This is a genomic window from Bacillus sp. MC1252 (assembly GCF_056838025.1).
The window spans coordinates 2,263,628-2,278,478 of sequence record NZ_CM166369.1; the positions used below are offsets into that span (position 1 = coordinate 2,263,628).

The window sequence follows — 14,851 nt, forward strand, 5'->3', positions numbered from 1 at the left end:
TCACCTCCCTCAAAAAATTCAAGAATACGAAGGGGCTGTGCCCCCGCTTTTCATCACCCTACTCATCATACAAATTGGAAAGTGCGTTTGACAAGTCTTTTGATACATGATGCAAGAGACTGACGACCCGGCCGTAATCCATGCGGGTTGGACCGATGACGGCAATGGAGCCGAGAGATTTTTGATCAATCGAATAGGTCGCTGTGATTAAGCTGCAATTCTCCATTGCTTCCAAATTGTTTTCTGAGCCAATTTTAATGGTGATTCCTTGCTGATTTGGATGAAACAGCTGCATGACATCATTCTTTTGCTCAATGAGCATCATCAGTGAACGAATGCGGTCAATGTCATGAAACTCCGGCTGATTCAACATATTAATCTTCCCGCCAAAGAAAAGTTTTGATTCGTTTTGTGTCGATGTAAATGTGTTGCCTAGCGCATCTAGAATATGATCATAATCTTTTAAATGCATGCGAAGCAGCATGACAACTTCTTTGTACATCCTGTCCTTCAGCTGATCCATCGGGACTCCTGCTAGGCGGCTGTTTAAAATATTCATCAGCTTCTCAATATCGGAGACATCGAGATGCTCAGAGAAGGTAATGGTTTTGTTTTCAACATGACCACTGTCTGTAATCATGATCGCCACTGCTTTGTTTGGCTGAACAGGGACAAGCTGAATTTGCTTTAATCGATTTTCACTTAGCTTTGGACCCAGCACAATCGATGTATAGTTTGTGAGATCTGATAAAATTTCCGCCGATTTTTGAACTGTTTTTTCCAGCTCGAAAATTTTCTCCTGAAAAGCTGACTGGATGAGCACAAGCTCTTTAGATGACAGTTTTCGCGGAGAGAGCAAATGATCTACATAATAACGATATCCTTTTTCGGAAGGAATTCTTCCTGATGAAGAATGGGTCTTTTCAATAAAACCAAGTTCCTCCAAATCAGCCATTTCGTTTCTAATCGTCGCAGAGCTGAATGTGATGTCTTCTTTTTTAGAAAGAGTCCTTGATCCAACTGGCTGCGCCGAACGAATAAAGTCATTAATGATGACTTGCAGAATCAAAAGCTGACGATTTGTTAACATCATCATCACCCCTGTTAGCACTCTCTTTCAACGAGTGCTAATTGTATAAACAAAATTACCAAACTCAAATTAAAATGTCAATTATAACTCACCGAGAAACGCTTGAAACACTTCATTTCCTAACAATTTTCCTTTTCTTGTTAAACGAATCCCAATGTCATCTTGTACAATGAGACCTTTTTCTTCTAATTCTTCAAGAACAGTGGAAAAGAGCGCCTCTGGCATTGCTCCATATTTGGCTTGGAAATGGGCGCTTTTAACACCTTCGATTTTCCGGAGACCTAAAAACATTTCTTCTTCGATTTGTTCTGCTTTTGTCACCTGATGTGTTTCCTTATATGGGAACCCTGTTTGTTCAATCAGCTCCAAATAATGCTTCACTGGTCCAGCGTTCACATTTCGGATACCATCTACATAGCCGTGCGCCCCTGCACCAAAACCGAAGTAATCTTCATTGCTCCAATATGTGAGGTTATGCTGGCTTTCAAAGCCTGGTTTGGCGTAATTGCTAATTTCATATTGCTTTAATCCGTGGCGCTCCATTTCATCCATGACAAGCTCATACATTTCAGCCTCACGTTCTTGCGGCGGCAAATGCAGCTTTCCTTTTTGCATTAAGTTGTAAAAAACCGTTTTCGGCTCCACAATGAGTGAATAGACAGAATAGTGCTCTGCACCTAATGAAAAAGCCGTCTCAAGTGAATTCATGACATGGTGCTTTTCTTGATGAGGCAAACCAAACATGAGGTCGAGACTAATGTTGTCAAACCCAACCGCTCTTGCTCGTTCGAAAGAAGTTAGGACATCTTTCTGTTGATGAACTCGTCCGATTTTTTTGAGCAAATCGTCTTCAAATGTTTGTACGCCAAAGCTCAGCCGATTCACGCCTGCTGATTTCAGGACATGCAGCTTATCAAGCGATAGTTCGTCTGGGTTTGCTTCAACTGCAAATTCAATCAGATTTTTTGTCGGCTTTAATACGCGGTGAATACTGTCCATGAGCTGATCTAGCTGGCTGACTGTCAGTGATGTCGGGGTTCCACCGCCAATAAAGATCGTCTTTAGTTCTTGCTCGCCTTTTTGCTCGATCGTGTGCTGCATTTCTTTTTCAAGAGCGGCTAAGTATTCATCTACTGGCTGCGTTTTAATGAAAAATTTATTGAAATCACAATAGTGACAAATGTGCTCACAAAATGGAATGTGAATGTATGCTGCTTTCATTTGATGACACCTTCTTTACAGGTAAAGAGCCGCAGTTTATCGCTGCGGCAACTTTGTTTGTTTTCGACTATAAACGTCAAGGCGTGCATTGTAAAGCAGGTTGCCTTGAGGATATTATTTTTTCGGTGTGCTGTCGTCCATTTTCAGGACAGCCATAAATGCTTCTTGCGGGACTTCAACAGAGCCCACTTGCTTCATGCGCTTTTTCCCTTCTTTTTGCTTCTCAAGAAGCTTTCTTTTCCGGGAAATATCTCCACCATAACACTTAGCAAGTACGTTTTTACGCATCGCTTTAATGGTAGAACGAGCAACGATTTTTTGACCGATCGCCGCCTGAACTGGTACTTCAAAGTGCTGGCGTGGAATGAGTTCTTTCAGCTTTTCTACAATGAGCTTTCCTCGTTCATATGCATAATCGCGGTGAACAATGAAGGAAAGGGCATCGATCTTTTCACCATTTAGCATAATATCCATTTTCACTAGAGTGGATGGACGATAGCCAATCAGCTCATAATCAAAGGACGCATACCCTTTTGTATTGGACTTTAGCTGGTCAAAGAATTCGTATACAATCTCTGCCAAAGGAATTTCGTAAACAATGCTGACGCGGTTTGCATCAAGGTATTGCATATCAATGAAATTACCGCGCTTTCCTTGGCAAAGCTCCATAACAGAGCCTACATAATCATTTGGCACCATCATTGTTGCCTTCACGTATGGTTCTTCAATTCGTTCAATCTTTTGCGGATCAGGCAGATTGGACGGGTTATCTACAACGATTTTTTCTCCGTCTGTCATATACACATCGTAAATAACACTTGGTGCTGTCGTAATGAGGTCAATTTTAAATTCACGTTCAATCCGTTCTTGGATGATTTCCATATGAAGCATTCCAAGAAAGCCGCAGCGGAAACCGAAGCCAAGTGCTTGGGATGTCTCTGCCTCATATTGAAGTGAAGAATCATTTAATTCAAGCTTTTCTAACGCTTCACGTAAGTCGTTATATTTCGCTGTGTCAATTGGATAAAGTCCGCAGTATACCATTGGGTTCAGCTTTCTGTATCCTGGCAGTGCTTCTTTCGCAGGGTTCTCCGCACTTGTGATCGTATCCCCTACACGTGTATCACCGACATTTTTAATCGCAGCTGTTAAGTAGCCAACATCTCCAACGGTGAGTTCGTCTGTGGGCATTGCTTTCGGTGTGAAAACGCCGACTTCAAGCACTTCAAATTCTTTGCCTGTCGCCATCATTTTAATTTTCTGACCTGGCTTTACTGTTCCTTCAACAATCCGTATGTACGCAATAACGCCTCGATACGCATCATAAAGGGAATCAAAAATAAGGGCTTGAAGCGGTGCTTCTGGGTCTCCAGCTGGAGCCGGCACTTTTTCTACGATTTGTTCTAAAATATCCTCGATCCCAATGCCCGCCTTAGCAGATGTCAGAACAGCTTCAGACGCATCCAACCCGATGACATCTTCAATTTCTTCTCTTACACGCTCAGGCTCTGCACTTGGCAGATCAATTTTATTGATAATCGGCAGAATTTCTAAGTTGTTATCAAGAGCTAAATAAACGTTCGCAAGTGTCTGTGCTTCAATTCCTTGTGCTGCATCAACAACGAGAATCGCACCTTCACAGGCAGCTAGGCTTCGGGAAACCTCGTAGGTGAAGTCGACATGCCCTGGTGTATCAATCAGGTGCATAATATATTCTTCTCCATCCTTCGCCTTATATTTCAGCTGGACAGAGTTTAATTTAATCGTAATGCCGCGTTCACGCTCTAAGTCCATGGAATCAAGTAATTGTTCTTTCATTTCTCGTTGAGTAATCGCCGCTGTTTTTTCCAAAATACGGTCCGCCAATGTTGATTTCCCATGGTCAATATGGGCGATAATGGAGAAATTTCGAATTCTTGATTGCCGTTCTAATCGTTTTTCTTTATCTGTCACAATCTATCACTCCTACTATAAAACGCGGGTTGCGCTAGGTTAGATTATATCAATAGGGCTGTAAAGATTCAATCGAAATCAAGAAAAGCCGCTCATCGGTGTAAGCGGCTTTTCTCAAAAGGGTGATATCTCATGAAATGAAATCCATGGTGGTGCTAATTTGAATGGTTATTTGCCATTCACCCAATCATAAAGAGAACGGGCTGCATGTGTCATACCATCAGATAGGGCTTTTCCGGCCTTGGAGAAGGCATTGAAGCTCTCTATTTCTTCGAGCTGCTTTTGTTTTTCAGCTAAATCCTTTTCTGTGACAGCCGTTCCTAAGATAGAAGCTTCTCTTTCTTGATCGTCTTTCATTTGAATAGAGAAAGCCCCTTTTAATTGCGGATCATGGTAGCCCTTCATTTGCAGCATACCATTATTGGCTTGCTGCATTCCTAAAAAGACACCAAACAGCAAAACCAATCCTAAAATAATGGTTTTTCCAATAAATGAGCCCATACCCGTCACCACCTTAAGAACGTTTTTTCTCATCCTTTGCTTTGCCATTTACTTTTTCTGCGTCCCAGAAAATTTCACTGAACACATCAGCCGCTGCATTGGATGCATTTTTCAATTCTTTCATATTATTATCCACTCCGCCAAATTCTAAAAGAAGGGCTTTATCAGATAAATCTTGATTATAGATTCCATTATCGCCAATTTCTCCTTTTGCAAACACTCCGACGCTGAGACCTTTATATTTTTTCTCCATCAAATGGTGAAACTCTGTTGCCAGCTTTAAATTTTTTTCATAGCTTTGATTCTTCTTCCCCACAACAAACGCGATTCTCGCATATTTCTTTCCTTTGATCTCCACAGTGGTATCTTTCTTTCTCCTTGAGTCACGGTGAATATCAATTAAATATTCGAGGTCATCATTTGCAGCAAGGGCTTCTTTCACGACCAATCTGGATTCATTATACGACTGCGGATACTTTAACCCTTTTTGCAGGAGCCTTTTTTCAATTTCAGTTTTGTCAACTGTATTACCGATTCCTTGCTGATCGAGCGCTTTTCCAAACATGTCTCCGACAAGGGTGACGTTCACTTTTGAGTGCCGTGCATTGTTTGGGTTCGTTTCTCCTTTTAAAAATGGTAAATATGATTCCGTATTGTGTGTGTGATAAATGTACACGGCTTTTCGTTTCCCTGTCGAACGATCCGGCTCTTTAGCAGGCTTTTTCGGCTCATCCTCATCGAGCTTGTCCAGCTCAGCTAAATTCGCTTCTTTCTCATCTTTGATGACTTCACTTGGCGGCGGCGATTCCATTGGCATGTTGGTATAGTCTGTTCCTTCACCCGCTAAGATGATTTTTGTATCAAAATGTTCAAAGCCTGGCAGCTCTCTTCCTAGAAAACTGCGGGGATCTTCTAAATTGATACTTGTCGCAAGCTTGAGTGACAGTCCAGAGAAATTGAACCCTTTTTGATCTTCTGGAACTGTTGAGGCGAAATATTGGTTTTCCATTCCCATCAGTGTGGCAAAGAACGCTCCTGACAACTCATCAGCTACACCATATAACGAAGCTTGAGGTCTAAGCTCAGGTTTTAAAGATGTCAAAGCCCCTGACATGACAAACATGACAACAAGAGAGGCAATAAACAAGAAAATACTTTTCACTACTTTGGTTCCATTAATCGCAACGACCAACTGTCGAGGACGGCGGGGTCTTTTTTTCATGATTTACTCCCTCCAGCACGCTTTCTAGTAATTACACTATGAGCGAGCTAGAGAAAGTAGAACCGATTAATGATTATAAGAACCCATGTTATCTTGAGAGATTTTTTGATGAAGCGCTGTGTTTAATCCATTGGCAAGTACGTTTGCCATATCATCAATGAATGTATCCACTTCCTTCGGCGTCACCATTAAATTTTGTCCTAGCGGCGAAAGCACTTCATGGATCAGCTGTCTTTTCTCTTCATCAGGAAGCGTTCCTACTATTCCTAAGAATGATTGACGCGTTTCTTCATCTGGCAAGTCTTCTTCGTTTAGCACTTTTTTCTTCCCAAATGTCAGACCAGCCGGCACAAGAGAGCGGGAGGGTCTATCATCTTTCAGTTCTCTACCAAAATGCTTTAAGACATAATCAATCGTATCACTTGCGATCGTCACTGCATCAACCACTGTCGGGACGCCAATCGCAATCACTGGAATACCCAAGGTTTCTTTGCTTAATTCCTTGCGCTTATTCCCTACACCAGATCCTGGATGGATGCCTGTATCAGACATTTGAATCGTTGTATTCACCCGTTCCACCGCACGAGCAGCAAGTGCATCTATGGCAATCACAAAATCGGGTTTGGAACGTTCGATCACACCTTGTATAATGTCACTTGTTTCAATTCCAGTCAGTCCCATCACACCAGGTGATAAAGAGGACACTGGGCGATAGCCTTCCTGTACATTTTCCGGCTGTAATTCAAATAGATGACGGGTCACAAGCAGGTTTTCAACTGTGAGTGGTCCTAATGCATCTGGCGTGACATTCCAGTTACCTAGTCCCACTACAAGACAGCTCGCATCTGCCTGAATTCCCCGGTCTTTTAAAAACTGAGCAAAATGATGGGCGAAGACTTCGACTACTTTTTCTTGCATCTCAGAATCCTTCTCCCGAATGCCCTGCGCCTCAAGTGTCAAGTATGTTCCTGCCTTTTTCCCCGTCAGCTCTTCTCCTTCTTTCGTAATCTCCACAGTGCGTATGCGGATCCCGTGCTCTTCCTTTTCTTTCTCGACAATTCCTTGAATGCCATCATTTTTGACGACATTCGGATCGTTCTCTTGTTCTAGTATCTCTTTTGTTTCAACGGCCAAGTCTGTCCGGATTTGATAAGCGCTTAAATCGAGTTTCTGTTTCTTCATAAAAAGGCTCCTTCCACCAAGTAATTAACAGTAGTCTTTCCATCTCTATAAAGAAACATTCGAGCGGTTCATCAATGAAAAATACTTTACATTTATATTGCATTCTAAAGGTGTGTTTGATAGAATACAACTTGTTCTATTGTGAAGATTTAACCTTAAGACAATTGTGTTTAGGTTGTATCTTAGGAGGTGAAACACATGCCAAATATTAAATCAGCGATCAAACGTACAAAAACGAATAACGAGCGCCGTGCACACAACGCAACAATCAAATCTGCGATGCGTACTGCGATTAAACAAGTTGAAGTTTCTGTAGCTAACAACGATGCTGAGCAAGCAAAAGCTGCTCTTTCTTCTGCTGCAAAACGCATTGACAAAGCCGTTAAAACTGGTCTTGTACACAAAAACGCAGCTGCGCGTTACAAATCAAGACTTGCTAAACAAGTAAACGGACTTTCTGCATAATGCTTGCAACGCCTCAGTGATGAGGCACCTGTTTAACTGTACGTCCGTCCTGACCGGCTCAGCCATAAGGACAGACTGGCAATTATACATCTAAACAAAAACGACCCTCTTTTTAGAAGGTCGTTTTTTTTATGTTCAAGCGCCTAATAATCGAAGCAGGAACAATTCTAGCAATAGCTGCTTGTCCTTTTTACCCGTTTTCATTTCATAATCGATCGTTGAGAGCTCTTTGACGATCTGCTTTAGTTCTTCTTCTGAAAACAGTTTTGCCTGGTCCATGGCGAGTTTGACACGGAATGGATGGACCTTCAGGTTTGACGCAATTTGTTTTTGCCCGTACCCCTGCTGAGCAAAGTACTTTGTCTGCAAAATCAGCCGAAATTGATTTGAAATGAGCGCCAATATTTTAATGGGTTCCTCATTTTGCTTTAAGAGGTCATAAAACATTTGCATGGCTTCAGAACGGCGTCTGTTTACAATTTGGTTAATCAATTCGAAAATATTCTGCTCTAAGCTGCGCGCAACAAGCTGATTGACATCCGCCAGCTCGATTTCCTCTCGCTCTCCAATATATGTACTTAGCTTCCGAACCTCTTGAAAAAGTGAGGACAGACTCCCGCCGCATAGCATGACAAGCTGCTCAGCCGCTTCAGCCGTGATCGCCTTTCCTTCTGTCTTCACCAAGGTGATGGTGAAATCAGTTGTTTCTTTAGGGTTTAACTCTTTCGCCTCAACGACAGCCGCTTTCTTTTTTAGTAATTTCGTGATTTTTTTACGTTCATCCAGCTTTTCATATGGCGCTAATAACACGAGAACAGTATAAGGTGCTGGCTTTTCTAAGTAAGCTTCTAATACGGAAAGCTGATGCTCGATCTTCTCCTTTTTCTTTTCTGCTGTAAGAAAATAAGGATTTTTAATCACAACGAGACGTCGTTCTCCCATAAACGGAAAGGTTTCTGCGTCCGTCACAGCCTGTTCAAGCGGCACCTCTTCCATATCGAAGACGGAGAAATTAAAATCCTTTGCTTCCTCGTCAACCACAGCTTGTCTCAGTTTAGCAGCAGTTTCTTGCAGTAAATACGTTTCTTTTCCATATAAGCAATAAACGGGATGGATATCCCCTTTTTTTAAATTGTTCCATATCTCAAAGACCATAAATTGAATCCCTCTCTTTCACTTCCTCCTCTATCCTAAAGTGTGCGAAGACATTAGTAAAGAGGAAGCTGAAAGTGCCGCCTCCTCATTTATAGTAAACGTCTGGCGCAAGCTCCCGGGTCAGCTCGCTGTCAGACGATATTCATAAAATGATCATGAAAAAGGAAAACGGTTACTTTACCTTCTAGCAATTCCAAATGAGTTCAAGTATACTAAAATTAGCCAGGAGGGATGAAAATGAATGAATTTGAAAAAAATGTTCAAAGCAAGCGGAATGATGTGACCGACTCAGCTGTTGGTTTTATCGTCACATTCGGATTTTTCGCCTCAATGTTTATTTTGGCAACAATTATACACCTCGTTGGATCTTAACTTCATGAAGGCTCTATGACTGCCGTTTCGGCAGTTTTTTTATTGATTTTGTAAGATATCATATGGAGGTTGCGAGTAAAACGTTCCAGCCTCTTCGAGAAATTCATAGGTCACACTTCCATCAATATCTGTACGGTACACCCTCGTTTGATAATCATCTAATTTTTTCAAGACTTCTTGATGAGGATGCTGATAACGATTTCGTTCACCTGCCGAAATCAATGCATATGACGGCCTCAGATGCTGAAGCCATTCCTCACTTGTTGATCCTTTACTCCCATGATGTCCAACCTTCAGTACATCCGCCCGCAGATGAGGATAAGCTTCTATGATGTCTCGCTCGCCTTCTTGTTCAAGGTCTCCCGTGAAGATAAAACGCTTCCCCCCAAGAATAAAGGTAAGCACAAGCGAATCATTATTCTTACTTGTCACCCGATCTCGCGCCGGATGAAGAACCTCAAACTCTTGCCCTCCCACCTGAAGCTTATCCCCTCTCTGTAATTCATCAACAGATATCCCTTTATCAGCTGCTTCTTTTAAAATCTGTGCATCCTCTGGACTTCGGGCAAAGCCTTTTGGCACGGCCAGCCGCTTCACTTTATTTCGCTTGATTAAACGAACCGCTTCCCCCATGTGATCTTGATCCGCATGTGTAAGGATGAGGACATCAAGTTTCGCTATACCTTTAGAATGCAGAAACGGTATGAGCGTTTGATCACCAATCGTAGACACTTTTCGTCTTTTTTTCCACGGTTCTTCTTCGAAGGATAGTCTGCCTCCTGTATCTACTAATAAATGCCCCTTGCGATAGGGCAATTGAATAAACAAACTATCCCCCTGCCCTACATCCAGCATCATGACCTCACCTTTTTGAAAAAAATTCGGCGTAACATAGTGTACGCTCAGCACACCAACGAGAAAAAGAATCGCTACAGCATAAGATTTCATAGAGGTTTTGCACTCCAGCATATATAACAAAAAAATAACGGCACTCACTTCAAGAAGAACATGCCACCAAGTAGATTTCATAAAAATTAGGTTAAATCCATCATAAACAGCCATATGTGCTGACAACTGATGACTCAGCTGAATCACTGCATCAAGCAGCTGAAACAATGTTTGACCAAGCGGGAGGTAAACAATAGACAAAAGAAAAAAGAGTAAGGACAGAGGCATGACAACCGTTGTGTAAAAAGGGACAAACACCATATTCAAAGGGACGCTCAGCAAAGAAAATTGCTGAAAATGATATAAAAGAATAGGGAGCGAAGCAAGCTGTGCAATAAAGGAGATGAGTAATAATTGCATCACTGCACTTTTCGCTTTTGATAGGATCCTAGTGGATAACAAAATAAGTTGAAAGCCGATATCAAATAAATAAAGGGGATGAATGGCCAATAAGAGCAAAAACGTCGCACTTAATACCACCACCGAAGGCTGTTTCATTTCTTTTGGCAGGCTAGTGATCACTAAATAGACTCCCGCCATTAGACAAGCTCTTAAAACAGATGGCGAAGCACCTGTCAAACAAGCATAAACCGGTAGAAAGCATAATAAAAGAATACGTGCTGTCTCTCTTGTCACGCCAGCACGAAGCAGACACCAAAATAAACAAGCAAGAAGTGTTTGCACATGCATCCCTGAAATCGCTAGTAAATGAATAATACCGAGCATTTGATAATCTCTTAGCGTGTCAGGATCAATCAATTCACGATCTCCAAAAATGAGTGCCTGTACAATTCCAGCAGAGCTCTTCGGAACATGCTCCTCTAAGAATTTCAAGCCCTTTTGTCTCATAGCTGCAAGGTAATGTGAGGGGCTGTCTTTTTTTGAACAGTTTTTGATCGACTGCGGTAAGAAAATAGCGTCAATTCCTTTTGTTTTTAGAAATTGATCGTATTGAAACCCGTTAGGAATGGTTGCGTGTTTAGGTAGTCGCACATCACCTGCCACTAGACAGCTCATACCTGGCTCTATATCTTTCAGCGCTTCTTTTTCATGCTCAGTTTGAATTGTATAAAAAGCCGCCAGCCGATCCTTCTCTGCTGACACGGTCGCTGAAAAACGATTGCCATCTATTGTCGGAATACTTTCAATTACAACTGAACCAGAAAATGATTTTTCTTTTACCACATGATCCGCCTCAAGAGACTGATGAACCATAAAGATAAGTGTATAGACAGTTCCGCACAAGCTAACCATCAGAAAGAGCTGGGGTGTTTTTTTCAGTAGGCTGAGAAGTAATATCATGAGAAGAAAGAGAAGGAAATACATATGAAGGTGAAATGCGGCCAGGGCAATTCCGACTGCTGCTGAAATCGCCCCGAACGGCAAATAATTAAACATAGGAAGTAAATAATTGATTCGCCTTTTCATGCATGTCTCGTATTTCTGTTTCGCTAAGTCCTGATTCACTCAGCTTGCCGATTAAATCTGCAACAAAGGCTAATTTTTCTTGATTTTTTAAGTCAATGATCATTTCATCTAGTTCAACCTGTTCCGTTTGAACGCCGGCCTGCTCAAATAAATCGACAGCATATGGATGATTTTTATAATCCTTTGCATAATACACTGTTCGAATGCCCGCTTGAATAATGGCTTTACAGCACTGCAAACAAGGAAAATGCGTGACATATATTTCAGCATCAGCCGTTGGTGCACCGAATTTAGCACATTGTAAAATGGCGTTCATTTCAGCATGGATTGTGCGTACACAGTGATGATCAATGACATAGCATCCTACATCTGCACAATGGACATCACCGGCAATGGAGCCATTGTATCCTCCTGCGATAATGCGCTTGTCTCTTACGATGGTCGCCCCAACAGCTAACCGCTCACAGGTGCTTCGTAAAGCAAGCAAATGGCTTTGTGCCATAAAATATTGATTCCATGAAATTCTTTCCACGAGCTGATCCCTCCAGAATGATGGTTGGTATTAAGTGTACATGCCTTTCTTCTATACCGTCAATTCTACTTCACGGTCAATTGAATTTTCAGCCGTTCGACTGTCTTCTCCCCAAAACCCGAAATGTTCCGCAAATCTTCAATTTGTTCAAATTCTCCATGTTCCTCTCTATAGGCAATGATGGCTTCTGCTTTGGCTGGTCCGATTCCGTTAATTGTTTGCAATTCCGCTGTATCAGCTTGATTGACATTGACACCTTGACTCTTTTCATTCCCGGATAACGCGACAGCTGCTGATGTCTGCGTCTCCGCCTCTCCCTGCTTCCGAACATAAATCATCATACTATCCTCTAATTTTGCCGCTTGATTGATTTCATACGTATCCGCTTTACTTGTAAAACCTCCTGCTCTTTTAATCGCTCCCTCAACCCGGTCCTCTGATCGAAACGTATATACCCCTGGCTTCCTTACAGCACCTTTGACCTCTACAACGATGGGTGGTGGTTCACTTTTTGCACTCTCTTGTTTTTCTTCCAATGCGACTGGGCTTTCTTTATTTTCCTTCAATACACTTGGCTCTGCGCTGTTTTCCCCTTTTCCTGCTAAAAAGAAGAAACTGATGGTGATCAAGATCATGATCCCGGTAGCGATATAAAGACTGTATTTTTTCAATAGAATGAGTCGCTTCACGTGCTCACGCTTCTTTCAATCATATTTTTCTATTGCTCAACATACTGTTTAGAAGATAACAGATCCTATGCGTCTAAGGAGGGAGAACGTTTGAATATAGGGATAATCGGTACAGGAAACATGGGTACCATACTTACTGAGGCATTTATTGAATCAAAGGCAGTCAATCCCTCATCCATCACCATCACAAACCGGACCATTGAAAAAGCGTTCAATATAAAAAAGAACCATCCAGAGCTTGAAGTAACGAAACAGCTTTCAGGAGCTGTAACAGATAAAGATTTCATCTTTGTTTGTGTGAAACCACTTGATATTTATCCACTATTAAAAGAGCTCAGCTCTCTTTTAACAGAGCAGCAAACGATTGTCATCATTACAAGTCCGGTTCATCCTGAACAGCTTCAGGATATCGTTCCTTGTCAAACAGCTAGACTGATCCCAAGCATCACAAACCGCGCTTTATCAGGTGCGTCACTTTTAACTTTCGGTTCATCATGCAATGTCGCGACGAAAACAGCGTTAAGACAGTTAGCTTCCCGCATTTCAACACCAATTGAGATCCATCATTCGATTACAAGAGCGGCCTCAGATATTGTCAGCTGCGGACCTGCTTTTATTAGCTTTCTCGTTCAGAAAATGATTGAAGCAGCTGTCGAAGAAACCGATATTTCAAAAGAAGAAGCCACCACCTTATCAGAAGATATGCTTGTAGGACTTGGTCGTTTAATTGAAAAAAGAGTCTATACCCTTCCGACACTGCAAGATAAAGTGTGTGTGAAAGGCGGCGTCACTGGTGAGGGTATTAAAGCTCTTGAAGCAGGTGTTCAAGATATGTTTCACCGTCTTTTTCAGAACACCCATGAAAAGTTCGATGAAGATCTTGAAGCGGTTGCACATCAATATCCGCCAAGTGTGTTTACTGATGATCGCAGAAATTAACGATCTTTGCAATAAGCGAAAAAAGGGTTTTAAAAAACCATCGTTCCATTAAACGATGGTTTTTGGTTTCTTGGCTGAGATAAAATATCTTTCGGCCAATTCCTGAGGTGCTTGATTTGTAAAATCAGCCGTCACTTCAATATTTTCGAAGCCAGCGGACTCAAGGAACGCTGCATATGTCTCAAATGGAAATGTACGCTGTTCATGTGTCTCATCATAACGCTGATACACGTCTCCATCCTTTACAAAAAAGCTTAAATCATGAATGACCGAATACACGTCATCCCCTTTATCGCTCTGCCAAATATAGCTGACCTCTTCATCTTGATCTGCATAAGTAGAACCAGGGAATACCTCTTCCATTTTATAAGGGGTATGAACATCAAAGAGTAAAACCCCATCTGCCTCTAAAAGCTGAAACATGTTTTTAAAGGTTTTTTTGACGTCATTTTCGTTTTTTAAGTAGTTCAGGGAATCACAGCAGATAACGGCTGCTTGAAAGGCTTGTTCAAAGCCAGTAATCTCTCTCATATCTTGATGTAAAAATTGAACGGACTGCTTGTGAGCCTGCGCTTTTTGCTGCGCGAAGGCCAGCATCTCTTCACTTAGGTCAATTCCTGTGACGATGTGACCTTTTTCAGCTAACCGAAGAGAAATCTCCCCAGTTCCACAGCCTACATCGATGATTGCGGCATTTGGCTGGATATACTGCTGTATCCACTGAACCCATTCATCATAAGGTGCATGTGCCATGAGCTCGTCATACACACCTGCAAACCCTTGATAAATCATGAGTTAATGCCAAGTGAAAGCGTTTCTCTCGGCGCATCTCCCCATAACTTCTCTAGGTTATAGTATCCTCTTTCTTCTTTATGGAACACATGAGCAATAACATCTCCTAGATCAATCAATACCCATCTTGCTTCATCAAAGCCTTCCATCTTCTTCACTTCAATTCCACTTTCCTCTGCAAGATGTTTCACTTCTCTTGCGATGGCCTGCACTTGTTTGTCAGAATTCCCGTGACAAATGAGAAAATAATCTGCAACAAGTGAGACTCCTTGCATATTCAGGGCAATAATATCCTCAGCCCGTTTATCATCGCATGCTCCTGCTGCGATGTTTAAAATTGATGATGCATCCATCCAAAATTC

At 41.9% G+C, this 14,851-nt stretch carries 15 protein-coding genes; 3 read left to right on the forward strand and 12 right to left on the reverse strand.

The features are described from left to right. Positions 1 to 58: 58 nt before the first annotated feature. The 6 genes from hrcA to gpr all read right to left on the reverse strand — a co-directional run bounded on the left by hrcA (position 59) and on the right by gpr (position 7,169). Positions 59 to 1,090: a heat-inducible transcriptional repressor HrcA gene (gene hrcA, locus ACYH0L_RS11540; protein ID WP_099726593.1), complete on the reverse strand. Its 1,032-nt coding sequence runs from the start codon at positions 1,088 to 1,090 to the stop codon at positions 59 to 61. Between the two features lie 81 nt (positions 1,091 to 1,171). After that, a complete protein-coding gene (gene hemW / locus ACYH0L_RS11545; protein ID WP_230030411.1) occupies positions 1,172 to 2,311 on the reverse strand; it encodes a radical SAM family heme chaperone HemW in 1,140 nt (379 codons plus the stop codon). A 114-nt stretch (positions 2,312 to 2,425) separates the two neighbouring features. Then, on the reverse strand, positions 2,426 to 4,264 hold the full coding sequence (lepA, locus tag ACYH0L_RS11550; protein WP_099726591.1) for a translation elongation factor 4: 1,839 nt from the start codon (positions 4,262 to 4,264) through the stop codon (positions 2,426 to 2,428). Between the two features lie 168 nt (positions 4,265 to 4,432). Further along, positions 4,433 to 4,765, reverse strand: coding sequence for a YqxA family protein (locus ACYH0L_RS11555; RefSeq protein WP_099726590.1), 333 nt, complete (start codon positions 4,763 to 4,765; stop codon positions 4,433 to 4,435). A 13-nt stretch (positions 4,766 to 4,778) separates the two neighbouring features. After that, positions 4,779 to 5,987: a stage II sporulation protein P gene (locus ACYH0L_RS11560; RefSeq protein WP_099726589.1), complete on the reverse strand. Its 1,209-nt coding sequence runs from the start codon at positions 5,985 to 5,987 to the stop codon at positions 4,779 to 4,781. Between the two features lie 66 nt (positions 5,988 to 6,053). Beyond that, positions 6,054 to 7,169, reverse strand: coding sequence for a GPR endopeptidase (gene gpr, locus ACYH0L_RS11565; RefSeq protein WP_099726588.1), 1,116 nt, complete (start codon positions 7,167 to 7,169; stop codon positions 6,054 to 6,056). Between the two features lie 198 nt (positions 7,170 to 7,367). Here gpr and rpsT point away from each other — a divergent pair, with 198 nt between their 5' ends. Further along, on the forward strand, positions 7,368 to 7,634 hold the full coding sequence (rpsT, locus tag ACYH0L_RS11570) for a 30S ribosomal protein S20 (protein WP_008342485.1): 267 nt from the start codon (positions 7,368 to 7,370) through the stop codon (positions 7,632 to 7,634). 135 nt (positions 7,635 to 7,769) lie between these two features. Here rpsT and holA read toward each other — a convergent pair whose 3' ends face one another. Then, a complete protein-coding gene (holA, locus tag ACYH0L_RS11575) occupies positions 7,770 to 8,789 on the reverse strand; it encodes a DNA polymerase III subunit delta (protein WP_256498825.1) in 1,020 nt (339 codons plus the stop codon). A 237-nt stretch (positions 8,790 to 9,026) separates the two neighbouring features. On the opposite strand from holA, the gene ACYH0L_RS11580 reads away from it, so the two are divergent. Beyond that, the gene (locus ACYH0L_RS11580) at positions 9,027 to 9,161 is read left to right on the forward strand and encodes a YqzM family protein (protein WP_012010638.1); all 135 of its coding nucleotides are present in this window, start codon (positions 9,027 to 9,029) and stop codon (positions 9,159 to 9,161) included. A gap of 39 nt (positions 9,162 to 9,200) precedes the next feature. On the opposite strand, the gene ACYH0L_RS11585 is transcribed toward ACYH0L_RS11580, so the two are convergent. The 3 genes from ACYH0L_RS11585 to ACYH0L_RS11595 all read right to left on the reverse strand — a co-directional run bounded on the left by ACYH0L_RS11585 (position 9,201) and on the right by ACYH0L_RS11595 (position 12,758). Next, on the reverse strand, positions 9,201 to 11,507 hold the full coding sequence (locus ACYH0L_RS11585; RefSeq protein WP_482354485.1) for a DNA internalization-related competence protein ComEC/Rec2: 2,307 nt from the start codon (positions 11,505 to 11,507) through the stop codon (positions 9,201 to 9,203). Continuing rightward, positions 11,500 to 12,069 (reverse strand): ComE operon protein 2, encoded by a 570-nt coding sequence (locus ACYH0L_RS11590; protein WP_039180075.1) that lies wholly within the window; start codon positions 12,067 to 12,069, stop codon positions 11,500 to 11,502. Before ACYH0L_RS11590 ends, ACYH0L_RS11585 begins: the two co-directional genes overlap by 8 nt. A 65-nt stretch (positions 12,070 to 12,134) precedes the next feature. Further along, positions 12,135 to 12,758, reverse strand: coding sequence for a helix-hairpin-helix domain-containing protein (locus tag ACYH0L_RS11595; RefSeq protein WP_482354027.1), 624 nt, complete (start codon positions 12,756 to 12,758; stop codon positions 12,135 to 12,137). Between the two features lie 90 nt (positions 12,759 to 12,848). On the opposite strand from ACYH0L_RS11595, the gene comER reads away from it, so the two are divergent. Further along, a complete protein-coding gene (gene comER / locus ACYH0L_RS11600) occupies positions 12,849 to 13,697 on the forward strand; it encodes a late competence protein ComER (RefSeq protein WP_482354028.1) in 849 nt (282 codons plus the stop codon). Positions 13,698 to 13,745: 48 nt separating this feature from the next. On the opposite strand, the gene ACYH0L_RS11605 is transcribed toward comER, so the two are convergent. Continuing rightward, on the reverse strand, positions 13,746 to 14,489 hold the full coding sequence (locus tag ACYH0L_RS11605) for a class I SAM-dependent DNA methyltransferase (protein ID WP_099726583.1): 744 nt from the start codon (positions 14,487 to 14,489) through the stop codon (positions 13,746 to 13,748). Further along, complete coding sequence (gene rsfS, locus ACYH0L_RS11610) at positions 14,486 to 14,842, reverse strand: ribosome silencing factor (protein ID WP_034319428.1); 357 nt, start codon at positions 14,840 to 14,842, stop codon at positions 14,486 to 14,488. The genes ACYH0L_RS11605 and rsfS overlap by 4 nt, the downstream gene beginning before the upstream one ends. Positions 14,843 to 14,851: the final 9 nt, after the last annotated feature.